Origin of the sequence: Singulisphaera chitinilytica, assembly GCF_049331405.1 — a bacterium.
Taxonomy (GTDB): Bacteria; Planctomycetota; Planctomycetia; order Isosphaerales; family Isosphaeraceae; genus PoT.
Window position 1 is genome coordinate 4,784,560 of the sequence record NZ_CP186274.1, and the last position, 23,393, is coordinate 4,807,952.

20 protein-coding genes, 1 tRNA gene and 2 pseudogenes are annotated in these 23,393 nt (G+C 64.3%); 12 read left to right on the forward strand and 11 right to left on the reverse strand.

Translation table 11 applies throughout. The annotated features are described in order from the left end of the window. Positions 1-94: 94 nt before the first annotated feature. A complete protein-coding gene (locus ACOYYX_RS19020) occupies positions 95-1,027 on the forward strand; it encodes a DUF58 domain-containing protein (RefSeq protein WP_422931491.1) in 933 nt (310 codons plus the stop codon). After that, a complete protein-coding gene (locus tag ACOYYX_RS19025) occupies positions 1,024-1,554 on the forward strand; it encodes a hypothetical protein (protein WP_422931492.1) in 531 nt (176 codons plus the stop codon). Before ACOYYX_RS19020 ends, ACOYYX_RS19025 begins: the two co-directional genes overlap by 4 nt. Here ACOYYX_RS19025 and ACOYYX_RS19030 read toward each other — a convergent pair. The 6 genes from ACOYYX_RS19030 to queF form a co-directional block, all read right to left on the reverse strand. Then, positions 1,461-2,495 carry an endonuclease/exonuclease/phosphatase family protein gene (locus tag ACOYYX_RS19030; protein ID WP_422931493.1) on the reverse strand — a complete coding sequence of 345 codons (1,035 nt, stop codon included), beginning with the start codon at positions 2,493-2,495 and terminating at the stop codon, positions 1,461-1,463. The genes ACOYYX_RS19025 and ACOYYX_RS19030 overlap by 94 nt on opposite strands. Before the next feature lie 61 nt (positions 2,496-2,556). Continuing rightward, positions 2,557-3,957: a hypothetical protein gene (locus tag ACOYYX_RS19035; protein ID WP_422931494.1), complete on the reverse strand. Its 1,401-nt coding sequence runs from the start codon at positions 3,955-3,957 to the stop codon at positions 2,557-2,559. A gap of 61 nt (positions 3,958-4,018) precedes the next feature. Beyond that, a complete protein-coding gene (bioD, locus tag ACOYYX_RS19040; protein ID WP_422931495.1) occupies positions 4,019-4,756 on the reverse strand; it encodes a dethiobiotin synthase in 738 nt (245 codons plus the stop codon). Beyond that, on the reverse strand, positions 4,753-6,105 hold the full coding sequence (gene bioA / locus ACOYYX_RS19045; RefSeq protein ID WP_422931496.1) for an adenosylmethionine--8-amino-7-oxononanoate transaminase: 1,353 nt from the start codon (positions 6,103-6,105) through the stop codon (positions 4,753-4,755). Before bioA ends, bioD begins: the two co-directional genes overlap by 4 nt. A 90-nt stretch (positions 6,106-6,195) precedes the next feature. Beyond that, positions 6,196-6,978: an SAM hydrolase/SAM-dependent halogenase family protein gene (locus ACOYYX_RS19050; RefSeq protein WP_422931497.1), complete on the reverse strand. Its 783-nt coding sequence runs from the start codon at positions 6,976-6,978 to the stop codon at positions 6,196-6,198. Between the two features lie 72 nt (positions 6,979-7,050). Next, positions 7,051-7,431, reverse strand: coding sequence for a preQ(1) synthase (gene queF, locus ACOYYX_RS19055; RefSeq protein ID WP_422931498.1), 381 nt, complete (start codon positions 7,429-7,431; stop codon positions 7,051-7,053). Between the two features lie 259 nt (positions 7,432-7,690). Between queF and ACOYYX_RS19060 the strand changes: the two genes are divergently transcribed. Further along, positions 7,691-7,984 (forward strand): MerR family transcriptional regulator, encoded by a 294-nt coding sequence (locus tag ACOYYX_RS19060; RefSeq protein WP_422931499.1) that lies wholly within the window; start codon positions 7,691-7,693, stop codon positions 7,982-7,984. A gap of 90 nt (positions 7,985-8,074) precedes the next feature. After that, a complete protein-coding gene (locus tag ACOYYX_RS19065; protein ID WP_422931500.1) occupies positions 8,075-8,446 on the forward strand; it encodes a TipAS antibiotic-recognition domain-containing protein in 372 nt (123 codons plus the stop codon). A 74-nt stretch (positions 8,447-8,520) separates the two neighbouring features. Here ACOYYX_RS19065 and ACOYYX_RS19070 read toward each other — a convergent pair whose 3' ends face one another. Both ACOYYX_RS19070 and ACOYYX_RS19075 read right to left on the reverse strand, forming a co-directional pair. Further along, positions 8,521-9,756, reverse strand: coding sequence for a virginiamycin B lyase family protein (locus ACOYYX_RS19070; protein ID WP_422931501.1), 1,236 nt, complete (start codon positions 9,754-9,756; stop codon positions 8,521-8,523). Between the two features lie 493 nt (positions 9,757-10,249). After that, positions 10,250-11,674: a cytochrome-c peroxidase gene (locus tag ACOYYX_RS19075; protein WP_422931502.1), complete on the reverse strand. Its 1,425-nt coding sequence runs from the start codon at positions 11,672-11,674 to the stop codon at positions 10,250-10,252. Between the two features lie 590 nt (positions 11,675-12,264). Here ACOYYX_RS19075 and ACOYYX_RS19080 point away from each other — a divergent pair. The 3 genes from ACOYYX_RS19080 to ACOYYX_RS19090 all read left to right on the forward strand — a co-directional run bounded on the left by ACOYYX_RS19080 (position 12,265) and on the right by ACOYYX_RS19090 (position 16,448). Then, a complete protein-coding gene (locus ACOYYX_RS19080) occupies positions 12,265-12,660 on the forward strand; it encodes a thioesterase family protein (RefSeq protein WP_422931503.1) in 396 nt (131 codons plus the stop codon). A 204-nt stretch (positions 12,661-12,864) separates the two neighbouring features. After that, complete coding sequence (locus tag ACOYYX_RS19085; RefSeq protein WP_422931504.1) at positions 12,865-14,388, forward strand: fucose isomerase; 1,524 nt, start codon at positions 12,865-12,867, stop codon at positions 14,386-14,388. Between the two features lie 452 nt (positions 14,389-14,840). Then, positions 14,841-16,448, forward strand: a complete 1,608-nt coding sequence (locus ACOYYX_RS19090) for a DUF1570 domain-containing protein (protein WP_422931505.1) — start codon at positions 14,841-14,843, stop codon at positions 16,446-16,448. 30 nt (positions 16,449-16,478) lie between these two features. Here the strand turns inward: ACOYYX_RS19090 and ACOYYX_RS19095 are convergent, their stop codons facing one another. Then, positions 16,479-17,768 (reverse strand): hypothetical protein, encoded by a 1,290-nt coding sequence (locus ACOYYX_RS19095; protein WP_422931506.1) that lies wholly within the window; start codon positions 17,766-17,768, stop codon positions 16,479-16,481. 269 nt (positions 17,769-18,037) lie between these two features. On the opposite strand from ACOYYX_RS19095, the gene ACOYYX_RS19100 reads away from it, so the two are divergent. From ACOYYX_RS19100 to ACOYYX_RS19110, 3 genes are all read left to right on the forward strand, one after another. After that, a tRNA-Ala gene (locus tag ACOYYX_RS19100) sits at positions 18,038-18,110 on the forward strand. A 109-nt stretch (positions 18,111-18,219) separates the two neighbouring features. Continuing rightward, entirely contained in the window at positions 18,220-18,651 is a 432-nt protein-coding gene (locus ACOYYX_RS19105; protein ID WP_422931507.1) for a hypothetical protein, read from the forward strand. Positions 18,652-18,816: 165 nt separating this feature from the next. Continuing rightward, positions 18,817-19,092, forward strand: a complete 276-nt coding sequence (locus ACOYYX_RS19110; protein WP_422931508.1) for a hypothetical protein — start codon at positions 18,817-18,819, stop codon at positions 19,090-19,092. A gap of 1,087 nt (positions 19,093-20,179) precedes the next feature. Here ACOYYX_RS19110 and ACOYYX_RS19115 read toward each other — a convergent pair. Further along, positions 20,180-20,760 (reverse strand): annotated as a pseudogene (locus ACOYYX_RS19115) (transposase). After that, on the reverse strand, positions 20,754-21,152 hold the full coding sequence (locus ACOYYX_RS19120) for a helix-turn-helix domain-containing protein (protein ID WP_422931509.1): 399 nt from the start codon (positions 21,150-21,152) through the stop codon (positions 20,754-20,756). The pseudogene ACOYYX_RS19115 and the gene ACOYYX_RS19120 overlap by 7 nt, the downstream one beginning before the upstream one ends. A gap of 374 nt (positions 21,153-21,526) precedes the next feature. On the opposite strand from ACOYYX_RS19120, the pseudogene nth reads away from it, so the two are divergent. After that, positions 21,527-22,129: pseudogene (gene nth, locus ACOYYX_RS19125) on the forward strand (endonuclease III); the annotation flags it as partial. A 213-nt stretch (positions 22,130-22,342) separates the two neighbouring features. Continuing rightward, positions 22,343-23,005: a uracil-DNA glycosylase gene (gene ung, locus ACOYYX_RS19130; RefSeq protein ID WP_422931638.1), complete on the forward strand. Its 663-nt coding sequence runs from the start codon at positions 22,343-22,345 to the stop codon at positions 23,003-23,005. The last annotated feature ends 388 nt before the right edge of the window (positions 23,006-23,393 follow it).

Consider the following 23,393-nt stretch of genomic DNA (forward strand, 5'->3'; position numbering starts at 1 on the left):
CATGTTATCCTGCTGGGATCGATGGTCGGCGCCGAGGGGACGAAGAGCCTCGGCCCGGGGACTGTGGTCATTCCCGAGGTGGACGCGAAGGTTCATGATTTGGCCCTGGGGTCGTCGGAGACGTCGGATCGCATCCGCCTCGAACGTGGACGCCGCCGCCATCGTGCGGCAGGCGCGTCGGCTCCGGTTCCGGGTCCGGCCTGGGGCGGTTTCCCTCCTGGCGGGGGCCTATCACGGGGCAAGGCCGGGCCTCGGCCTGACCTTCGCCGAGTTGCGGGCGTATGAGCCGGGGGACGACGTCCGCCACCTCGACTGGAACGTCACCGCGAGGCAAGGCCGCCCCTATGTTCGCCGGTTCATCGAAGAACGGGCCCTGACTCTCTGGCTGATCGTCGACGTCTCCGCCTCGATGCGGTTCGGCCACGACGGCAAGACCAAGGCCGACCGTGCCTCACAATGCGCGGCGCTCCTGGCGACGGCCGCGATCCAGAATGGCGACCGCGTCGGCCTGGCGATGGTGAGTGATCGGGTCGAGGCCGAGCTTCCCCCGGGCGGTGGCACTCGACATCTCGCCAGGCTCGTGCGTGCCCTCGTGGCGACGCCGGCCTCGTCACGCAAGACGGACCTCAGTGTTGGGCTTTCCCGACTCAAGCGATCGGCTCGCAGGGCCCTGATCGTCGTGCTGAGCGACTTCCTGCCGCCCCCCTCGATCGGGCTCTGGCGTCGGGCCTCGCGACGGCACGAAGTCTGCGCCATCCGCCTCGTCGACCCGAGGGAAGATAACCTGCCCCCGGTGGGGCTCATCTCACTTGAAGATGCAGAGCTGGGCGGGAAGCGGATGGTCAACACGAACTCATCGAAGCTCCGCAAAACCTACTCTCAGGCGGCGGCCGAGCGTCGGCAGCAATTCCGGCGATTCTGCTCGACCGCAGGCATCACCGGCTACGAGATCTCGACCTCCGAGGATCCCATCGGGCCGCTGATCCGCATCTTCACCGGCAGGGCATCGCGTCGAGGTGGGTCGTGAACGAGGAGCCCAAGACCGTCCTCCTCCCTCCTCGACCGAACCTGGGGCCCGAGCCCCTGGTCTTGGTACAATCCCAGAGGGAGTTGATCTTCGCCGGCCTGTTCGCGTTCGTGTTCGCCCTGTTCCTGCTGATCTGGTTCACCAGGAGGAGGCGGGCAAGACGCCGGGCGACATTCCCTGGGCTGGTGCTACCCTCCTCGGGCGGCTCCGACGACTCGGAACGCGAGCAAATGATCGCCTGGTCGCTCGCCGTGCGCGAGGCCCTCGCCACGCGGTTCGGCAATGTCTGGAAGGCGAGGACGACCGAGGAGATCGCCTCCGATGCCGCGCTGCTCGCGCAATTCGGCGAAGAGCGCTCGGAACGCTTGATCCGCTTCCTGCGTGAGGCGGATCGGGCCAAGTTCGCCGACGCCTCGTCCGCATCCCCGCTCGCTCAGTTCGACTTCGAGGGGCTCGCCGAGTTCGTGAACGGCTCCATACCATCCGTCCCGGCGGCGGGTGCCAAATCCAGGATCAATGGAGCGTGATCCGAACCGATCGAGGGGCCGAGCCTCCGATCGACGACCGCGAGATCCGCGGAGAGAAACGCGTGGTCGATCGCGATCTGATAGGGGAGCCCGACCGGCCAGCTCAGCTGGCGACCGAAACCGAGCCTGCTGTCGCGCAGGCCAGTGATTTGGAGGAAGTCGGCGAACCGGGGCGACCCCTCTGTGCTGTTCATGTCCCCGATGACGACTTGAGAACCCCCTTCGGCGCGGACCTTCTCGGCCAAGGCGGAGAGTTCCGGTCGGCCTCGCCGGTGGAAGGGAGAGCTGGGGTGGATCAGCCAGAGGTGTGTCGGCTTGCCATCGATTTCGAAGGTGGCTCGCATGCAGGGCCAGCCCCCCGGGAGCGGCACCTGGACGGGGCCAATGGAGATCGGCTCCTTGCGGAACCAGAGGGCCAAGCCGCGGGCTCCGTCGGGCACGTCCAGATGGTAGGGGAACTCGCGCCGGAGTTCCTCCAGGCCAAGCTCCCAGCCCCTGTCGTACTCGACGAGGCCGACGATGTCGGGTTTTTCTCGGCGGATCAGTCGGGCCAACGCCTCGAAGTTCTGATTCTCGCAGAGGACGTTCGCCATCAGGATCCTGAGCCGCGAGGTCGATCGCGAGGCAGCGGGAACCGGGTTCCTCCCTTGGTAGCGGAGGATGGGCAAGACCTGGAACGCGACCAGGCCCATCAAGGCAATTGCCAGTCGAGGGCGACTGCGGAAGACGAGCGAGGCCGCCAGGCCAGACGCGAAGACCGCGGCGACCTGGAAATGCGTGAACAGGTCGATCCACCAGTAGTAGCGACCCAGGGCCGTGGCGAGGGGATGCAGCAATGCCGACGCCACGGCGACGAACTCCAGGCCGACACGCCATCGAGGTCGACGACTCGCAGGAATCGAGTCGATCCACTCGGGCGAAACCTCCTGTTCGACTTCCATCACGAGACGATCCTCGGGCCCTACTTGCCCCGCTCCGCACCGAGCCACCCTGCTCGGCCGCTCAACGTTCGACCTTGACCTCGGAGGACTTGAATCGGACGCCGATGGTCTCGGTCTGATCGATCCCGGTCCTCAGGCGGACGCGCCAGGTCAGGTCGTCCGGCAACTTCTCTGCGCCGTTAGAGGCACTCACGACCCAGGTGTCGAACGACTCGCCGGGTCGAAGCTCCTTGAACTCCTGGCCGTCGATCTGCCACTCGCTCGAGACCGCGAGGGGGTACATGACGATCTTCGAGCCGTCTGCGGTCTCGATCAGGCTGTCGAGGACGTCAAGCTCGCGCTCGCGCAGGAACGCCTCGTCGAGCGGGGCGAAGATCGTGTCCTTGGACACGTTCCGGAGCCGCAGGTTCAGCCAGAGGGCCTTCGAACCGCCGTCGCGCGACTCCTTGGGCGTCATGGCCCGACGCAGCCGGACCGGCTTGGATCGGACCCCGAGCGGCGTCACTTCCAGGCCGCCGAACGTCAAGGGCTTGCCGATGGTCGTGACGTGATCCTTGGCCAGGGGCTCGGGAGGCTCGACCTTGCGGGATTGATCGGCCCTGCGGCCAGGATCAAGCTTCGCCTCGGCCACTGGCGTGGCCTCTTCGTCCGACTCATGCAGCCGCCGGCCTGTATACAGGACCCAGCCCAACCCGAGCGTGACCGCGCTGGCGTAGCTCAGGAGCAGGAAGGTGAAGAGCGAAGGCCCGCGCGGGGCGTCATCGTCGTCATCGTCGTCATCCTCCTCGTCGTCCTCTTCCTCCTGGGCCTTCTTCGACGCGACGGCCGTCGGTTTCGCGGCGGGCGTGCCGAGGTCGAGGGCCGGGAACGCATCGAAGGATGTGGGCTGCGGAGGGGGCGACGCCGATTCCGGGATCGAGGGCAGCTCGAACATCGACGACTGGAGCGGATTGACCTGGACCTCGCCCGATTCGAACTCCCCGAAACCGGCGGCCGGCGGAGTTGCCTTCGGATCCGCGTGCGAGTCGGTGAATTCGGCGGAAGGCACCTCGGCCAAGGGCTCGTCCGGCTCGATCAGTTCGCCCAGCGGGTTGGGGTCCGTGAAGGCATTGATGGAGGCGACAGCGTCGAACGACTCGTGAACGACCTCCTCGGTCGGCTTCGGCACGGCCGAGGCGTTGGAAGCGGCCTCGGGAGTGGGTGAGTCGCCTTCGTGGCGTGCCTTCTTGGCGTCTGAGCCCGAGAAGTCGTCGAGGAACGGGTCGGGCTTGGGCTGATTCAGCGACTGCGAGAGCAGCGCGTTCAGCTCGTCCCCGCTCGTGCTGCTGTACGGCGGCATGGCCGGCGTGGCCGGCAGGTCGTCGAGGTCCGACGCGGACGAACCGGGAGAACCCGGCGCCTTGGGGTTTGGGGCATCCGACGAGTGCGGACCGACGGGGAACTCGGTCGTTTCGCTCGACATCGCTCTTCCAACCTCCCTTCGCGATCGGCTCGAAGGTGGACCATCGGGGGAATCGCCGGCCCTACCCGACGACGTTCTCGCCGCGAGGCCTGCTGGCCCTATCATACCAGTTCATGCAAACGGCCGCGATTGGGATCAAGGATTGATCGACACTATACTCGACCGTCACCAGCGGACCGGTCCCTTCCAGGAGTCGAGCGAGTTCCTCGGCATTCGTCGCCTCGGCGACCGTCCCTTGTGGCGGTTCCGAGCCGTTCAGCACGACGGCCGCAATTCGCAACCCCCGGCTGAGAGCGGCCTCGACGGTCAAGAGCGTGTGGTTCAGCGTGCCGAGCCCTTTCCTCGCGACGATGACGAGGGGATAGTCGAGGCGGATCGCCAGGTCGGCGATGCTCGCCCGATCGGCCATCGGGGTCAGAAACCCTCCGACCCCTTCCACGACCATGACCTCGGCTCGCTCTGCCCACCAAACAAGCGACTCATCCACAGCTTGGGCAAGGTCATCCCAGAGCAGCGGCGTCCCCTGCCGCCTCGCGGCCACCGAAGGGGCGAGCGGTTCTTTGTAGATCCGGGGGACGACCCTTTCGAGGGCAACGCCGCCGCCGATGGCCTCGATGAGCCGGTCGGCGTCGTCGCTCTTCCAACCATCGCCGACGCGCACCGCCCCGGTCGCGGCCGGCTTGAGGACCCCGACCCTCCGCCCCTCCTGGGTCATCACCCGCGCGATTGCGGCCGAGATCACGGTCTTGCCGACGCCCGTGTCGGTCCCGACGACGAAGAGGCCCGGGAGGCGGCTCATGACGCCACCTCCGTCACTTCGCGGAGGCAGGTGAGCATCACGTCGAGCAGTTCGTCGAGTTGTTCCCGGGTGATCGAAAGCGGGGGCATGATGACCAGGACGTCGCCGAGCGGTCGGATGAGGACGCCACGCTCGCGAGCCTTGCGGCAAACCCTGGCACCGACTTGCTCGGCCCAGGGATACGACTCCTTCGTAGCCTTATCCGCCACCAATTCGACCCCCGCGATCATTCCGCTCTGGCGGACGTCTCCCACGTGAGGCCGGGTGCGGAACTCTTCGAGCCGCCCGGCGAGATGGGCGATCTTCGGCTGGAGCCGTTCGAGCGTCCGCTCCTCGTCGAAGACCTCGAGGTTCGCCAGGGCCACCGCGGCGCCCAGAGGATTTCCCCCATAGGTATGCCCATGATAGAACGTTTTACCTTCGGTCGCCGTCCCCCGAAAGGCCTTGTAGATATCCTCGGTGGTGAGCGTGGCGGCGAGCGGGAGATAACCGCCGGTCAGCCCCTTGGCGAGGCAGAGGAAGTCGGGCGAGACCCCTTCCTGCTCGCAGGCGAACATCGTCCCCGTCCGCCCGAAGCCCACGGCGACCTCATCGGCGATCAGCAACACTCGGTGCCTGCGACTGAGTTCGCGGAGGCCTCGGAGATACCCCTTGGGGTGGACGATCATCCCGGCCGCACCCTGCACCAAAGGCTCTATCACGATGGCGGCGACCTCGCCGGGATGAGCTTCAAGAAGCCGCTCGGCCTCGGCAAGGGACGCCGCGCCGCAGTCGTCGGACTCGCTGCGGTATGGGTGCGGGCTCGGTGCCCGGAGCGCAGGAAATAGCAAGGGGCCGAACATGGCGTGGAACCGGTCGACACCACCGACGCTCACGTCGCCCAGGGTGTCGCCGTGATAGGCATTGCCGAGGGCCATGAATCGCGTGCGTTTTGGCTCGGGATCCGGCTTCTGCCGCCAGTACTGGAACGCCATCTTGAGCGCGACCTCGACGGCCGTCGCCCCGTCGTCGGAGAAGAAGACGCGAGTCAGGCCCTCGGGAGCGAGCTCGGCCAGCTTCCGGGCGAGCTCGATGGCGGTCGGGTGGCTCACCCCGAGGAGAGTACTGTGCGCCATCCGGTCAATCTGGGCCTTCAACGCGGCATCGAGCCTGGGATGGCGATGGCCGTGGACATTGCACCAGAGCGAGCTCACACCGTCGAGGTAGCGACGCCCTTCGATGTCGAAGAGGTAGACCCCCTCGCCCCGCTCGATGATGAGCGGGGGCTCCGACTCCCAGTCGGCCAGCGGGGTGAACGGATGCCAAAGATGGGCGTGATCCCACCGAGTCAACGTTTCGGATTTCGTCATGGCTCTGCAAAACAAGGAATGAGAGGAACGTCATGCCTCTTGAAATCTCAACTTCAGATGCCTGAAGAAGCCTCGTCGGGGATCGACCCGTCACGCATTCCCATCCTGGACATGCCTCGCCCAGACCTTCGCCCCAGGACCAACCGTCAGCAAGCGGGCCGCATCTCCGTTGACGACGGCGACCTCGAGCCAGCCGCCACTGCCGATCAAGGCGACCAGCGTGCCCGGCGGATTCTGCCCATAGGTGCGGGAAACGCCTCGGATCGTGACACCGGCGACCTCGACGAGCCAGTTCTCTGGTGGAAGACCCGCAAGCATCGAGTCGGGGATATTCGTGATCAGATTTCCAAAGCTGTCTCGAAACACGACATGGCCTATGAGCCGGTCTTCGCCTCGGGTTGCCTCGAAACCCTCATGTATCAAGAACGATGAGCGAGTCGGCCCCAACTCGGCCGGATCTCGCCCGAGCAGCAAATGGGCCGCGGCCGGGGCGAAGATGTCGCGACCATGGAACGTGTTCGAGACCCGGCTGCGGAGGATGGCCGGGTTGCTGATCTCGCGGATCTCGCTCCCCGTCTTCCCCCGGGCCACTGCACTGATGAGGCCGTTATCCGGCAGGACGAACCATTGATCGTCGATGGAAACGGCGATCGGCTTGCGGTCGGTCCCCACACCCGGGTCGACGACCGCGAGGTGGACGGTGCCCGGCGGGAAGGCCTCGACCACCTCGGCCAGCACGAACGCTCCTTCGAGGACATTCTGCGGGCTGATCCGATGCGTCACGTCCACGATCTGGGCACCCGGGGCCCTGCCCAGGATGATCCCCTTCATCGCGGCGACGTAGGATCCTTCGATCCCGAAGTCCGTCGTCAACGTGACGATTCCAGGCTGCATGGTTCGCCGACCGCCTCCCGCCCTTCGACCCCGAGTTGCCCCCCCGCCGACTCAGGCCAGGAGCGTGGCTTCGCTCTCGATCTTGTCGAAGTGCGAGCCTTCATAACGCGCGGTAATTTTGGAGGAGATCCCGCCTCGGGGAGTGAAGTTGCCCACGACCTTCATCCATCTCGGCTGGCACGACTTGACGAGGTCGTCGAGGATCGTGTTGATCGAGTGCTCATAGAAAATCCCGCGATTCCGATAATCGAACAGGTAGAGCTTGAGACTCTTGAGCTCGATGCAGGTCTCGGCCGGGCAGTAGGTGATGAGGATCGTGCCGAAGTCGGGCTGGCCGGTCTTGGGGCAGACGGCGGTGAATTCGGGGCACGTGATCTCGATCTCGTACTCGCGGTCGGGGAACTGGTTCGGGAAGACTTCCAACAACGACATCAGACGACTCCGATCTCGGCCGACAGGACATCCGGAGCGGACCTTCGTCTCGCTCGCATCCCGCCATTCTAACAGATCGAGCCCGATGCGCGACCGTGGCCGCGGGATCATCGCCCCCTTGCCCGGCCTGAGATCGAACCGGGGCCATCGGCCGGGACCGAAGATTCTCCGAAGAACCCCGCTTGACCCTCACGCAACGTGAGGCCGTACCATGCCTTCGTGGCCGCGACGGGACGATTCGATGCGGAGAGGAAAGGTTATGCGAGCGTTGGGTCTGAAGGTCGGGGAGCTCGCCAAGCAATCGGGCCTGACGGTGCGGACGCTCCACCATTACGACGAGATCGGCCTGCTGAAGCCCTCGCAGCACAGCGAGTCCGGCTATCGGCTTTACACCAGGGCCGAGGTCGTGCGGTTGCAACAAGTCCTCTCGCTCCGGCAACTCGGGTTCTCGCTCGAGGAGATCCGGGATTGCCTGGACGGCCCCGGCTTCTCGCCCTCGGAGTTGTTGCGGCTCCACATCGGTCGGCTCCGTCGCCAGGTCGAGTTGCAGTAGGCCCTGGCCGACAAGCTCGAATCCATCGCCGGCCACTTCGACGCGACGGAGGAGGTCTCCGTCGACGAATTCCTCAACGTGATCCAGGGGATGACCGTGATCGAAAACTACTACACCCCCGAGCAGCTCGCCTACCTCGAGAAGCGACGCGAGGCCGTCGGCGAGGAGCGGATCAAGCAGTCGCAAACCGACTGGGCCGAACTCATCGCCGAGGTCCGGGCCGAAAAAGAAAAGGGGACCGACCCGGCCGACCCAAGAGTCCAGGCCCTCGCAAAACGCTGGTTCTCGCTCGTCGAAGAGTTCACCGGAGGCGACCCCGGCATCCGGCAGTCCCTCACCAAGCTCTGGAAGGAGCAAGGCGACAACCTCGCCGCCCAGCACGGCAGCCAGTCCGACCCCCGCGACGTTGGCGACTACATCGGCCAGGCCAAGGCCGTCCTCGACGCGAGCGGATCTGCCTGATGGTCACGCCAGCGGCCATCCCCTCTGACTCGAGCCGACGAGTGGGGATGGCCGCGGGTTCTAGAGGCGTTCGATCAGTGCCCGCGCCGCTGCCGAGCCAGTCGGACCGGATGATGTGTGTGGAGGGCTCGGAGCCGATGGAAGGTCTGGGCCGTCGGGACCGGATGGCGTGCGCCGAGAGTCACCAAAGGCCTCGAACGCGTATGGACCGAAGTCTTGGCGACCTCCTGGTTCTGATGACTGCTCAGCACCCTGGCGAGGAACATCTCCTGCGTGCCGTTGCTGATGCGATTCGTCAAGCTCAACGGCGCCGGCTGAGGCCCCGTGGGCTGATTGACCGAGATGACCGGGTCGGATTCGGGGGAGCCGTGGTCGGGCGGCGAGTCTGATGGAGGCGTCTGGACCTGATCGATTGGGGCCGTTTTCCCATCGGGGATGGCCACCTTGGGATCAAGACGACCTATCTCCGGATACTCGGCCATGGTCGTAAACCAGATGGCTCCGTCGGCGCCCATGGTGATAGCCACAGGATTTTCCCAGCCGTGATTCGGCAGGTCTATTGTGTATGTATCGAAATCCACGCCATCCGTGCTGATTCGATAAACCTCTCCGAGTTCGCGACTTGTGAACCAAATCGCTCCGTCGGGTCCGGTGGTGATTCCACCCGGCAGCCCATCGATCGGGAAAAGGCTAACCGTGCCCTGGGGAGTCAACTTACCGACCGCAAAACCATCCCCAGAAGCGTTCGCATCCTCTAGGGTAAACCATAGGTTGCCGTCCGGTCCTGTCGTCAACCCCATGAAGTTAACGAATCCCTCGGCAATCGGATACTCCGTCACTTCTCCATTCGGCGTGATTCGATCGATCATACCTTCGGATTGGCCAGACCCGGTCGACCTCGTGAACCAGACGTCCCCGTTCGAATCGGCGGTCATCGACTCTCGCCAGAAAATATGATTACCTGAAGGCAAAGTGAATTGGCTGAAGGTCCCATCGACAGAATAACGCCCGATCACATCAGGATTTTCTTCTGTGAACCAGATATTACCGGCACGATCGGTCGCCAATGCATAGGCCGACATTCCATCAGGCATCTTGATCTGCGACACCATCCCATCAGGCGTGACCTTAGCAAGGTAATTCACGTCGCTGAACATAACATTGGTGCCAAACCAGATATTACCATCGGGGCCAACCGTCATTCCTGATGTGCCGTAATCGTAGACCGTCGACTGGCCGTCCTCCGTCATCTTACCAATTTGGCCATAAGTTCCCTTGAACCAGAGGTCTCCATCCGGGGCGCGGACCAAGACGGTGGGCCAATCACCTCCTGTATTCCCTCCTGTCGGATAAGACGTGATCCCGTCGCCGGATAAGAGGAGCCTTTGCTCGCATGTTTCGAGGACGAAACGTATTCCTGCGCGGCGCGCAGCGGCAGACCGTTCGAGTTGGCGTCGATATCCCATGGGGGTCCCTGTCGTCCTGGTGTCAATCCATCGTCAGTCATTCAATAGCGACGGCATGGGGAGGAAGGCCATCAAGCATCGGAATACCGAATTGTTTCGTCAAGACTACATGACTCAAATCAAGCATTTTTAAAATGGTCGTCGAAGCGATTCGAATTTTAGCGCGATGAAATGATGGCACGATCATCAGCTCTAACTTGGCCTGGAGAATCTACGATCCAACCGAGTGGAATGTTGGGCGCTTCTACGAGAAACGAAGACGCCCGCCGAGGCTTGCACCTCGGCGGGCGTCTTGAAGATCGATTCAGGCGAAAGCCGAGAGCAAGGATCAGCCCGCTCAGTGGACAAACCCCGGGTGGAAGGCGTTGAAGGCGGCCTTCGCCGTGGGCATCTCGAGGGCTTCCTTGGGGTCCGGGCTCTTGCCATCGGCGCCGGGGGGCAAGGTCGGCAGGGCGACCTTGATGGGCTCGCCGTCGAGGGCCTTCATGAAGGCGACGAGGTCGGCCTTCTCGCTCGGAGTCAGATTCAGCTTCTTCATATCCTTGTCGAGCGACGGATTGGGCGTACCCCCTTTGTCGTAGTGCTCGACGACGTCCTCGAGGGTCGCCAGGCTGCCGTCGTGCATGTACGGGCCGGTCTTCGAGGAGTCGCGGACGGTCGGGGTCTTGAAGGCACCGAGCTCGGCCGAGTTCTTGGCACCGATGGGAGAGATCGCCCAGCGGCCGAGGTCGGCGAACTCGTTCTTCTTCTCATCCCAGCCGATGCCAAGGTTGTGGAAGTTTTCATCCGTGAAGTTGAACCCGGCATGGCACGACGTGCACATGGCCTTGGCCTTGGTCACGCCCGGCTTGAACTCGTCGTCGCTGCTGAGCGAGATCCCGAAGAGGACCATCCCGCGCTTCTCGCTATCGGAGAGGGCCTTCAGGTCGCCGCCGCGGGTGTACTTGTCGTACTTCGAGTTGCCCGAGAGCGACGCGACGCGTTCGAACGAGGCCACGGCCTTCGCGAACCCGTCGAGGGTCACCTCGGTGCCGAAGACTTTCTTGAACTGCTCCTGGTAGGCCGGGATCGTCCGGAGCCGCGTGATGATCTCCTTATACGACTGCTTGCCCATCTCGATCGGGTTCTGGATCGGCCCCTGAGCCTGCCCTTCGAGCGAGGGCGCGCGGCCGTCCCAGAACATCGTCCGGCCGAAGGCCGTGTTGATGACCGTCGGCGCGTTGCGGCCGCCGAATTGCCCGTTGATGCCAGCGGAAGTCTTGAGGCTGTCGGTCCAGCCCTTCTCGGGGTTGTGGCAGGTCGCGCAGCTCACGGTCCCGTCGAGCGAGACGCGGGGGTCGAAGTAGAGCTGCTTGCCCAGCTCGACCTTCCCCTTCGTGAGGGGGTTCGAGGCCGGGACGACGCCCGCGAGTGTCGAGGGCAAACCGAGGGGAGGCGTGAGCTGGTACGGCTCATCCTGGATCAGGCTCGTGTTCGGCAGGAGCCAGAGGACGCTATCGGGGCTCGGGCCCGCGCTCGCCTCGCCCCCTTCGACTTCCTGCTCGACCACATCGATGAGCTTCTTGGGGTCGACGTTCCGGCTCGGGGTGACGAGCTCGGCCTTGCCGGAGCCCTTGGCCGCGGGGGTCTCCGGCTTCGCCTCGGGCGAGGCCGCGGGAGTCTTCGCCGTTTCTTCCGTACCCGTCCCGCCGCAGCCGCCCAGGGCGAGCAGCAGGGGCACCGTTCCGAAGAGGGGTGCGATCGCACCGAGATATCGCCGCATTCCGATGTTCTCCCGTCGGGACCTCTAAGTGGAGTCAACGCCCTGGGTCGAGGGGGGCAGGGCGCGGAGCGAACGTGTCCGGCTTCGATCACGCCGAGTCACGCCTTCTCAAGTGGAGCCTAAGAGTCGATCCGGCGTCGGACCTCGTCGATCATGGCTTGTTGGCGAGCGGCCCCTATTTTCTGGTGCCGAAGCCGAGCGGAGTCAATCGTCTCGTGCCCGCGGTTCGCGTCGCGGCGGGGTCCTGGGCATGATGCTTGCAAAAGGATCAATGAGGCGGGCCGGTCGTACGGTGGCCACGAGACTTCCCTTGGTCCCTGCCTGCACGAATCGCAAAATCGTGATTTCGCAAGGCGGGCAGTTGCGTCCCGGGGGATTGAACTCGAGACCAAGCCCCGACTTGCACGAAGGAATGACTCGGAGGATGGCACCTTCTACTCAACGAGGCGACCGGCCTCCTCGAGAATTCTCGCGAGGCTCGCTATTCTTATCGATAATGATTATCGGTGTCGGGCGGACCAGGGTCAAGCCTCGGGACTTAAAAGCGTAGGGCGACCACGAAGGCGGGGAAACTCCCCGAACAGCGAACCATGAAAACTCCGATCAAGATGGGCATGACGGGCGAGGAACGCGTCGTCGTGGGACCGAATAACCGGATCAGCTTCGCCGACGACCGCATGCCTGCGGTCCTGGCAACCCCCTGGCTCGTGGCCCACCTCGAGTACGCGGCGCGACACGCCATCGCCCCTTGTCTCTCCGAGAACGAGCGGAGCGTCGGCACCTTCGTGGAGGTCGAGCATCTCGCGCCGGCGCCCGAAGGCTTCACCGTCGTCTGCCGGGCCCGCGTCATCCACATCGACGGCCCGGTCGTCACCTTCCAGGTCGACGCCTCCGACGGGACGGAGCCGATCGCCAGGGGCCTGCACCGACGCCGGGTCATCGACGTCGACCGCTTCGCACGCCGGATCGCGAGGAAAAAGGGCTAATACCCCCCGCGGAGAGGTCCATCGACCGAGGGGGCGAACGTTTCGGGGAAGCGGACTGGTCGATGGCCAGGCGTGGGCGGGCCTTATACACTCTCTAGGCTCCCGGAGGGCGAAGACGGTGACGAGGCGTGCCGCCCATCTCGGGACGCGGTTCCTTTGCGGTCCAATTGCAGCATCCCGACAACGATCAGCCTTGGGTGAACTATGTCGAAGAAGGTCGCCGTCTTCTGGCCGGGGGATTACCGCGCCAAGCCGAACGAATGGGCGTTGGCGCAGTCTCAGGAGACGACCACGCAACTGGTCGCCGCGCTCAAGAAGCTCGGGAGGGATCCGTACATCGTCGAGGGCTACCTGACCCGCCCCGACGAGTCGATCTCCAAGCTCGGCCCGATCGACGACCCACTCGTCGGCGTTTTCGTCCACTGGACCTACGCGCCCCACACGGTCGATGGGGTCGTGGGCAAGGAGAATCCCCTGCTCCTCGCCTCCAACTTCTCGGGGACCTGGCCCGGCCTCGTCGCCTTGCTGAACACCGCGGCGTCGCTCGAGAGCGTCGGCCGCGCCTGCTCAAGGGCCTGGACCGACGCCCCCGACTGGACGGCCGACCCGGCGTTCATGGAGCGGCTCGACGAGTGGTGCTCCACCGGCCGGATCCACGCCGACGCCAGCGAAATCCACGGCGCGGGTGCGGTCTCGGCCGAGGCCCTCGCCACCGCCAACACGATCCGCGAGCAGATCCGCCAGAAGCGGATCCTGGCGCTCATGCTTGGCGACACGTCGATGGGCATGATCAACGGCTACTTCGGCCCGAGGCTCCTCTACCCGATCGGCTTCAGCGAGCACAAGGTCGACCAAGCCTGGGTCGTCGAGCGGTCGCGGTCGATCTCCGACGCCCGCGTCGAGGACGCCTTCAAGTTCGTCAAGGATCGAGGGGTCACCTTCCACTGGGGCGAGGAAGACGCTGCCGACTTCACCCCCGAGTCCACCAAGGAGCAGCTCCGCGGCTACCTCACGGTGCTCGACCTCCTCGACGAGTTCAAGGCCGACTGCCTCGGCTGGCAGTACCAGCTCGGCCTCCTCAAGCTCGTCCCGCCGAGCGACTTCGCCGAGGGGCTCTTCAATTCCCACGCCAGGCCCGAGGGCAACGGCCACGTCGTCATCACGAGCACCGAGGCCGACCAGGGCAACCTCGTGCCGATGGAGTTGATGAAGCGCGTCCTCGAGGCCAAGGGCCTGCCCGGCGCGGTGATGTTCCACGACGTGCGCTGGGGTGCGTTGCACGAAGGCCGTTGGCTCTGGGTCCTCCTGAACTCGGGGAGCTGCGGGGCCTACGCCTTCAACCACGACGTCGCGTCGCTCAAGGGCGTGCACAGCTACCGCCAGCCCTCGGGCTACTTCCCCGTCCCCGGCGGCACGTTCGCCGGCGAGAGCCTCCCCGGCGAGATCACCTGGGCCCGCGCCTGGATCGATCGCGAGGGGGACCTCGTCATGGACCTCGGCAAGGGCGAGTCGGTTACGCTCCCCGAGCAGGTCCGCGAGTCGTGGTGGAGCGGCACGACCCGGCAATGGCCCTTCATGGCCGCCGACCTCGGCTGCTCCATGGAGACCATCATGTCTCACTACATGAGCAACCACATCGCCGTCGCCTACGGCGACATCTTCGGCGAGATGGTCGCGCTGAGCCAATCGCTCGGCTTCAAGCTCCGGATCTTCTCGAGCGGCCGTTGAGGCACCGGGAATCGCAGACCTTCGTCGCCGGGGCGGGTACGAGCCATAAGTCGTGCCCGGCCCTGACGGAGGACTTCCAGGTCGGCCGCGAACCCGGAACTTCCCTTGAAAGGCCTCTATACGAAAGAACTCGTTGGAGCCTTCCGCCGTGGCAGAGGGGTTGATAGACTCGGGGAAGTCGACTTGAGCAGCGAAACCGACGAATCGACCACGACGAGCTAACAAGATACGACTTCCAGGGGATTCCCGAGATGGAACCCGCGGTTGTGACTTGCACTCGGGGTCGCCTCGTGGGCCTATCCGGCAGGATGGACCCGACGGGGCGAGGTCCCGCATTGGCGATGCCACGACTCCTCGGCAACTCCGCCGGAGGGTCCCGCCTCGGGCCGTCCACTACGCGTCTCGAAGATCCGCAAATTGCCGGGCAAGTTCCGAAAATTCTTCGGCCGCTGATGAGGAGCCTTGTCGCCTTCCTCCTCGGCTTGCCCCTCTGGCTCGTCACTCCCGCCGAGGCCGCGGATGAGTCCGCTCCGGACACCAAACCTCGGGTCGATGCCTCGACCAACCGCAAGACCAAGGTGAAGGCCAGGTCTTTACCGAGCCGTGCGCCCGTGCGCAAGGTCGCCGATCGGAAGCCCGAGGCCTCGGGAGTGAAGCCTGCTCCGATCGTCGAAGGGCCGCCGGATCAAAGTCAGCCCTCGAAGTCGTCGAACCCCCTCGATGACGTGGCGATGACCCCAGGGACGATCTCGTCCCCCCTGCAGGAGAAACCCGGAGGCCTGTCCAGCCTCGCCGAGGGCTCGACCGAGGCCAGGCGCCTTCGCGTGCGGACCGAGGACGGCAGTATCGTGGTCGCCAAGGTCCACGGGGCCTCGGGGGATAGGGTCAGCCTCCTCCTGCCCGACGGGCGCATCGGGTTCTCGACCGGGCGAGCCCAGGCCGAGGAACCGTTCAAGCCCTTGAGCGCCGACGAACTCCGCGAATCCTTACTCCGCGAGCCCGTCTTCGCCGACTTCAAGGTGCGCCAGTCCCCGCACTACGTGGTGCTCTACCAGTCGACCGACAGCTTCGCCGAGGAGAGCATCAAGCTCCTCGAAAACCTCTACAAGAACTTGAGTGATGTCCTCCGCAAACGTGGATTCCCGGTCCACGAGCCCGAGTTCCCGCTCGTGGCGATCATCTTCCGCACCGAGCGAGACTTCCGGGCCTACAAGCGGATCGACCCCGACATCCAGGCCTATTACGAGCCAATCTCGAACCGGATCGCGTTCTACCAGACCGGTGAGCACGATAAGGATTCGCCCGAGGTTGCGACGCTCCGCAAGCCGCAGACCGTCGCCCACGAGGGGACGCACCAGATCCTCCAGAACATAGGCATCCAGCCGAGGCTGAGTGCCTGGCCGCTCTGGCTCGTCGAGGGCCTGGCCGAGTATTGCTCGCCGCCCACTATCACGCGAAAAGGGGTCGCGGCCTGGGGCGGACTCGGCCTCGTGAATCCGTTCCACATGGCCACGATCCACGACCTTAACGACACGCTCCCGATGGAGGTCAAGGGGGTGGCCCGCCCCCAGGTCGGCCGCGACCCCAAGACCCCGCTGGTCGAGTACATCGTCACCCGCAAGGAGCTGACCCCCACCGACTACGCGCTCTCGTGGGCCCTCACTCATTACCTGCTGATGAAGCGGAGCAACGAGTTCCTCGCCTTCCTCAAGACGATGAGCCAGATCCCGCCCCTTGAGGAACGCACGCCCGAGGACCACCTCGAATCCTTCCGCGCCGCGTTCGGGACGGAGCTCTCGAAGATGGATAAGGCGATTGGCGCTTATTTGAACAAGCTGAAATTCGACCCCCTGCCCTATTACGCCGTCATGTTCGAGCAGCCGACGCAGGGGGGCATGATCCGTCGCGCGGCGATGGTGAGCCAGTCTCCGTCGGTCATCCGCCAGTGGATCGAGTCGATTAGTTCGCCGCAAGGAGGCCCGACCTCGTGGGATCTGATCCCGCACCCCACCAAGGCCAGGGCCCAGCTCACCGCGGAGCAATGGATGCGGAACCGCTGACCGGCCCCGCATCTCTCCTCACGGCTCATCTCAGTCCACCACCTTCTTGAGGGCCCTGACCGACCCCTCAACGAGGGTCTGCCCCGCCCACGGGGCCATCTTGGCACTCCTCGCCGTACGAGGCTCGTATCCGCCCGCATAGTAAGCCGAAGGCGTGGCAACGTACCCAATCCACTGATTGGCCAGGCTGACCACCCAGGTCCGCTTGAACGGGCTCGCCGCCTTGATGTCGAGCCCGAGTTGGCAGAAGAACTCCGCGCCATTGGTCACAAGCCCGAGATCTCCGATCCGGATCGCCTGGACCTCGCAATCGACCACCGGCTTGATCGCCCGTTCCTTCGCCACGAGCTCAAGTTCCCTCGCGTAAATCTTATCCGCCACCGATCCGGCCCCGAGCCCTTCGCTGGGCGAGTGTCGTCTCGACTCGGCCTCGTCGCGGATCGGAATCGGAACGGTGGTCCGCACGGCTTTGATGACCGCGTCCTTCTTCCACTCCATCCTGGCGATGGTCTGAGCCACCTCCGCCCCTAGAGCGAGCCCGAACATCTCGCCCCACTCCGGCCCGAACTCCTTCCCCGGCCGCAGATTATCCACCTGCGTCACATCCCCGGCCGCGCCAAGCAAGAAGCCCACATGAAGCTTCGGCTGCTTGTAATACCGGCGGAGCATTTCCCTCAAATAATGGACATAATCCGCGGTAAACCCGCCCCCGCCGACCACGGTGAGGTGGCACGCGAAGTTGACGAATACCCCCAGCAACTCCCCGCTCGGGGCCCTCGCCGCCAGTACGCCGACATCCGGGTCGATCGGCCCTGCCGACTTGACGATCTCCTTGTTCCCCTTCCCCGGATGCGTGAGTTGCTGCCCATCTCGCATGAGGAACCGGCGGTTGAAGCTGATGCTCGGCTCGTGCCCGAACCCTTCGCCCAACTCGGCCGTGTGCATGGCATGAAACGCGGCCGTCACTGCCTCGACGATCCGCTCCACGACGAGCGTCACATACTTCGGGTCCTCCTCCGACTCGAAGCACCCGATGATCGGCCCCCCGCCGTGGGTATGGCTCGCCCCGATCAGCACATGATCGGGCGCAATCTTCGTGGTCTTCTCGATGACGCCTCGGGCGAGCGCCACCGCCTCTTCCCCGATGAACAGGGCGTCGATGCCTACGAGGGCGACGGTCTTCTCATCCCCCTTGATGACCATCGCCACGACCTTGAGAGGGTCATGCACCTCCTTGAGCTCCCTCGCCTGCATCCCGCCCGGGCTCTGCGCCCCGACCACCGGGGTGATGTCCGTCTCGGCGAAACCCACGCTGATCATCGAGCCAACCTCCCTCTTCCCGACCCCGCGTCAACCTCGACCAGCCAACGGCGTATCCATCCAACTCGAGCCGTCCGCTGCAAGCCTTTATTGCCAATTCAGGCAACATCCTACCTCTAGGCGCACGACTTTTTGCCCTCGACTCGAACTTGTCCAGGACACCTAGCCAAACACCGAGACGTTCTGTAAGATCATCCTCGATCCGGCGACGCCTTTCGAGCATCTACCGCCTCAACCCCGGTAGCCACCTCGCCGAGATCTCCTACCGAGGGGACGTAGCTCAACTGGGAGAGCGCCTGCTTTGCAAGCAGGAGGTTACGGGTTCGACCCCCGTCGTCTCCATTAACGTAAACTCTGCCGAATGCTAGACTTGCATACCCATCCGGCGACGGATGGTGCGGCCCAGACGACTCCTAAAATCCGGTAGTCTACCGGAACGGAGGGCCGCAGCATGTCCGCAAGAACGCCGTCCTACCGGCTCCACAAATGCACGAACCAGGCGGTGGTCACCCTCAACGGGAAGGACCATTACCTCGGGCGGTACGGCTCGAACGAGAGTCGGGCCGAGTACGATCGCCTGATCGCACATTGGCTGTCCAACGGGCGGCAACTCGCGAAGACCGGCGACTTGACCGTCAGCGAACTGATCGTCTCCTACCTCAAGTTCGCTGACGGGTATTATCGCAAGGACGGGGAGCCGACGTCCGAGGCGGGGTTGCTCCGGCTCTCGCTCAAGGTGTTGCGCCTGCTGTTCGGGCCCACTCTGGCGTGCCAGTTTGGGCCATCCGCCCTCAAGGCCGTCCGCCAAGGCTTCATCGATCAGGGCCTGTGCCGGACAGAGGTCAACCGCAGGACCCGCCACGTCGTTAGGATGTTCAAATGAGCGGTCGAGAATGCGCTCGTCCCGCCGAGCCTGGACCACGGGCTCAAGGCGGTCCCCGGTCTCCGCAGGGGCAGGACGGAGGTCCGGGAGAACCCGCCGGTCAGGCCCTTGCCCGACGACGTCGTCGACGCGATCCGGCCCTACGTGTCGAAGTAGGTTTGGGCGATGATCGAGCTCCAACGCCTGACCGGCATGCGGCCGGGCGAGGTGACGATCATGCGGGCCCGCGACGTCGACATGTCATGGAACGTGTGGGCGTACGCCCCCGGCCGCCACAAGACCCAGCATCACGAGAAGGGGCGGACGATCTACCTGGGCCCGAAGGCGCAGGAAGTCCTCCGGCCCTGGCTCACGCCCGACCCTTCGGCTATCTCTTCAGCCCGCGGGCGGCGATGGAGGAGTTGCGGGGCGAGCGACGGGTGGCCAGGAAGACGCCGCTGACCCCTTCCCAGAGAGGGCGGACGTTAAAGGCAGAGCCCAGCAAGACGCCGGGCCCGCGATACACGACGAACTCGTACCGCCAGGCCATCGCGTCCGCCTGCGAGCGAGCGTTCTCGCATCCGTCGCTGGAAGGTGCCAGGGCGATGACGGGAGAGGAGCGGGAGCAGTTGAAGGCCTGGCCGTCGGCAACACGGCAGGCACCCCAACCGGCTCCGGCACAACGCCGCGACCTCACTCCGCAAGGAATTCGGCCTGGACGTCGCGAGGGTGATCCTCGGGCACTCCTCCCCGGCGGTGCCCCTGATGTACGCGGAAGCCGATCAGGACAAGGCGAAGAGCGTGATGGAGCGGGTAGGTTGACGGGCGGGGGCTGTGCGTTCACAGGAGCCAGCTTGGGAAGTCCGTAACCTTGCCCTCTCTGGCATTATTTCGATAGGCAGGCTGCAAGATGCTCAACTCCTCACAAATCCGCTTGCTCCTCGAGTCATGCCAGAAGCGATTCGAGGCGAACACCGATCGCGACTTACGTGCCGTGGTAATTGGGGCAACCAACGACGACCATCTGGACGATACCCGTCCTGGTCGAGACCTCGCCGATAATCCGGAGGATGGTCCGGATGAACGGGGCTCGTTTCCGTCTCCCGCATCCCTGGGAACAAAGGCGATCCTACTGAGGAAGTCGCTCTCAGATGTGTACCATCCCAACGGTACGAAGAGGCCTCGCGACTTGATTTATCTGGGGGACCGCGAAGCCCTGAAGGAATACAGGTCCATCGCGATGGTCGCCATGGAAGCCTATCTGGGACATCGGAATAACCTATCTATACCCATAGTATCCGAGGAATTATCGCAGGCCTTCGAAAATTTAGAGATTGCTGATACGATTATCGAGCTCGAGGCTCCGATCCGGACTTGTGGACAATGCTTCTGATCGACCAGATCGACATAGCTGATGGCGGCAGCGGGCAACTTGTTAAACGATGGGTTTGGGGCGGATGGGAGGAGAATCCATAAGGAGTCGACCGACCTGCGTCGAAACGGCACGGGACCACCCATGGACTCGATGCTGAAGGCTCCGCGTTATACTCTACGCGGCCATAAGTGAGACGTCGTCGAATTGCTGGAAATTGAGCCTCATCAGCGTCTCCAACGACTTGGCGTGAGTGGCTGCCAGGGCGTCGAGCGTCTCCTGGATGGCGGCTTGGAATTCGGCGAACGTCGGGTGGTAGCGGCCGTAGAGCGAGCGGCGCTTGATGAATTTCCACAGGCGCTCGATCAGGTTCAGGTTGGGCGAGTACGAGGGGAGGAAAATAGCCCGATCCCGCACTCTTCCGCTAACGACTGGACCACAGCGTTGCGCTGATAATGGGCGTTGTCCAGCACCAGGGTGATCGGCCCGGTCAATCCCGACCCGGCGATCTTCCGGAGCAGCTCGCACATCGTCTCGGTGTTGACCACGGTGGTGTTGGTCACGGCGATGAGCCGGCGCGTCACCGCATCCCATGCCCCCAGGACGTTGAATCGCTGGCGACCCGAGGCCGCGCGGACGAAGATCCGCGAGGACGACCACAAGCAGCACAAGAACGTCCCGTAGACGAAGTGGGCCGCGTCGACGAAGAAGAGATGTCCTTGTCCCGCGACGGCCGCGTCGAGGCGGGGCTTCAGCACGTCTCGGAGGAATTGGGACTGGCTCTCGACGTGCTCGGCCAAGTTTTTTTGGGCGGCACGGGCACCATGCGGACCCGCTGGTACTTCAGCCCCAAGTCCTTGACGAACTTGCGCACCTGACTGGGACCGCGCCGTAGGCCGGTGAGCTGGAAGATCCGCTCGCCGGCCTCGGCCAACGTGCGAACCGGCTGCTCCTCGAAGGATTCGCGGATCGATTCGCGAAATGCAGCCATCTCACTCTCGGGCCGGTTGGGGTTCCATCGCCGTAGCCCGTCCAATCCTCCATCGCGGAACGCGGCGACGAACCGCTGGACGGTGGCCCGACCCACCCCGGCGATCTCGGCCGCCTTCTGACGAGTCACCCCGTTGTGCAACAGCCAAAGTACGAGCATTCGCTCGCGAATCCGCTCGTCTGTGATGGGAGATCCTTTCCTCGTTGACGACTTCCTGCTCCTCGTTGGTCAACTGCACGCGAAGCCAAGCCATGATGGACGTCCTTGCATCGCGCCTCGAACCCGATCCTCATCCAACGTCGCACGATACAAGAGTAACAAGTCAGCAAACCGGCGAGAATGTCTCAGCCACAGCCGCGGCGAGTATAGAAAGTCCGCTGCTGACTCATCTCCCGCGGCGTTCATCTCGGAACGGAGTGACTTCCGGTTGTATCACTCGATGGAGATCGATACCTTCACCACATCGGCACTCTTCACAACCGAACCTCGGCCGGCGGTCTCCCGGGCCGGGGTACTCCATGGAACTCCCGACGATGGCGCGATCCCGATCGATCGAGGCTCTGCCGACGATCTTGCAACGACTCAAGACGGAGTATCCCGACGCTCGGTACGAGTTGGACTGGGAGAACCCGCTCCAACTCCTCGTCGCCACGATCCTCGCCGCGCAATGCACCGACGAGCGGGTGAACGCGGTGACGAAGTCGCTGTTCCCGAAGTATCCGGACGCCCGCTCATACGCCGACGCTGATACGACAGAGTTGGAGGAGGATGTCCGGCCGACCGGCTTCTACCGCAACAAGGCCAAGGCCATCCAGGGCGCCTGTCGCACCCTGGTCGAGCGCTTCGGCGGCGAGGTCCCGCGCCGGATGGAGGACATGCTGACCCTGCCCGGCGTGGCCCGCAAGACGGCCAACGTGGTACTCACCAATGCCTTCAAGATCCCCAGCGGGGTCATCGTCGATTCTCACGTCGCGCGCGTCAGCCAGCGCCTCGGTCTGAGCGAAGAGAAGGATCCGGATCGCATCGAGGCCGACCTGATGCGACTCGTGCCCAAGGACGAGTGGGTCTCGTTCGGGCCGGCGATGGTACTTCATGGCCGCTACACCTGCACGGCTAAATCCCCCAAGTGCGGGCAGTGTGTGTTCGAGGACGTCTGTGAAAAGCGAGGGGTCGTCGAGGCGGAGCCCGGCACGAAGACGAAGCGTCCCACGGCCCGCCCCGCACGCGAGGAGCGGCCCCTCCTCGCCCGAATCCCAACGGAAGATAAGGACATTGACATGCAACCCTCTCGCCCCGAACCTTCCCCGGCGACGTCGTCGCGGCACGAGAGCGATACCGTCGACGGCGAACTGCCCGAGAGCTGGCGATCGGCACTGGCCGGGGAGTTGGCGAAGCCCTACTTCCATCAGTTGCAGCAATTCCTGGCCGAAGAGCGCCGGTCGCACCAGGTCTTCCCGCCCGAGGCCGACGTCTTCAATGCCTTCCGCCTGACCCCATTTGAGCGGACGAACGTCCTCTTGCTCGGCCAGGACCCGTACCACGATGACGGCCAGGCCCACGGGCTCTGCTTCTCGGTCCAGCCTGGCATCAAATCCCCTCCTTCCCTCGTGAACATGTTCAAGGAGCTTCGGGACGATCTAGGCTGCCGCATCCCGAACCACGGCTTCCTGGAGGGATGGGCCCGGCAGGGGATGTTGATGCTCAACGCGGTGCTGACCGTCCGCGCCCACGAGCCGAACTCGCACAAGGACCGCGGCTGGGAGACCTTCACCGACGCAGTGATCCGCGCCCTAGACGCCCGGGAGGATCCGGTCGTGTTCGTGCTCTGGGGCAACTACGCCCAGAAGAAAGGCCGGCTCATCAACACGGGGCGGCACCGCGTCCTGACCGCTGCCCACCCGTCTCCGCTGTCGGCCAAGAAGTTCTTCGGCAGCCGGCCGTTCTCGGCGATCAACCAGGCTCTGGAGCAGTTGGGCAAGCGGCCGATCGACTGGCAACTGCCGAACCATTGATCGCGACGCCGGGGGACATCCTCGAGGGCGTCCCCATCGCCCTCGCCGGGGCACAACGAGCGGCCTTCACCCCCCTGCGATCCCACAGCAAAGGCGAACGGCCCACCCTGATCGCCCATCGACCGCACGCTCGCCGAACAGCTCGGCCGTTCGTCGGAACCGGCTGAATTGTTACCGAAGCTCATTCCTCTCTAAGGATGGGACGATACGGCTCCAGCCTCGGCTCCGTCGGGAAACAGAAGAGGCGGAATTTCCGTGGGGCGAATCTTCGAGAAGCGCAAGGCGTCGATCTTCAATGCCGCCGCTCGGAATCCAAGCTATGCTCAAACTTCTGGACACAATCGTGCATGGCGACCAAATTGGAATGTCCGACCCGGATACCAATCCG

What these genes read in the sequence shown, in the direction of transcription:
- ACOYYX_RS19020 (WP_422931491.1), top strand. Translation starts at nt 95, where the DNA reads ATGATTTGGCCCTGGGGTCGTCGGAGACGTCGGATCGCATCCGCCTCG.
- ACOYYX_RS19030 (WP_422931493.1), bottom strand. Translation starts at nt 2,495, where the DNA reads ATGGAAGTCGAACAGGAGGTTTCGCCCGAGTGGATCGACTCGATTCCT.
- ACOYYX_RS19035 (WP_422931494.1), bottom strand. Translation starts at nt 3,957, where the DNA reads ATGTCGAGCGAAACGACCGAGTTCCCCGTCGGTCCGCACTCGTCGGAT.
- bioD (WP_422931495.1), bottom strand. Translation starts at nt 4,756, where the DNA reads ATGAGCCGCCTCCCGGGCCTCTTCGTCGTCGGGACCGACACGGGCGTC.
- bioA (WP_422931496.1), bottom strand. Translation starts at nt 6,105, where the DNA reads ATGACGAAATCCGAAACGTTGACTCGGTGGGATCACGCCCATCTTTGG.
- queF (WP_422931498.1), bottom strand. Translation starts at nt 7,431, where the DNA reads ATGTCGTTGTTGGAAGTCTTCCCGAACCAGTTCCCCGACCGCGAGTAC.
- ACOYYX_RS19060 (WP_422931499.1), top strand. Translation starts at nt 7,691, where the DNA reads ATGCGAGCGTTGGGTCTGAAGGTCGGGGAGCTCGCCAAGCAATCGGGC.
- ACOYYX_RS19065 (WP_422931500.1), top strand. Translation starts at nt 8,075, where the DNA reads ATGACCGTGATCGAAAACTACTACACCCCCGAGCAGCTCGCCTACCTC.
- ACOYYX_RS19075 (WP_422931502.1), bottom strand. Translation starts at nt 11,674, where the DNA reads ATGCGGCGATATCTCGGTGCGATCGCACCCCTCTTCGGAACGGTGCCC.
- ACOYYX_RS19080 (WP_422931503.1), top strand. Translation starts at nt 12,265, where the DNA reads ATGAAAACTCCGATCAAGATGGGCATGACGGGCGAGGAACGCGTCGTC.
- ACOYYX_RS19085 (WP_422931504.1), top strand. Translation starts at nt 12,865, where the DNA reads ATGTCGAAGAAGGTCGCCGTCTTCTGGCCGGGGGATTACCGCGCCAAG.
- ACOYYX_RS19090 (WP_422931505.1), top strand. Translation starts at nt 14,841, where the DNA reads ATGAGGAGCCTTGTCGCCTTCCTCCTCGGCTTGCCCCTCTGGCTCGTC.
- ACOYYX_RS19095 (WP_422931506.1), bottom strand. Translation starts at nt 17,768, where the DNA reads ATGATCAGCGTGGGTTTCGCCGAGACGGACATCACCCCGGTGGTCGGG.
- ACOYYX_RS19105 (WP_422931507.1), top strand. Translation starts at nt 18,220, where the DNA reads ATGTCCGCAAGAACGCCGTCCTACCGGCTCCACAAATGCACGAACCAG.
- ACOYYX_RS19110 (WP_422931508.1), top strand. Translation starts at nt 18,817, where the DNA reads ATGATCGAGCTCCAACGCCTGACCGGCATGCGGCCGGGCGAGGTGACG.
- ACOYYX_RS19120 (WP_422931509.1), bottom strand. Translation starts at nt 21,152, where the DNA reads ATGCTCGTACTTTGGCTGTTGCACAACGGGGTGACTCGTCAGAAGGCG.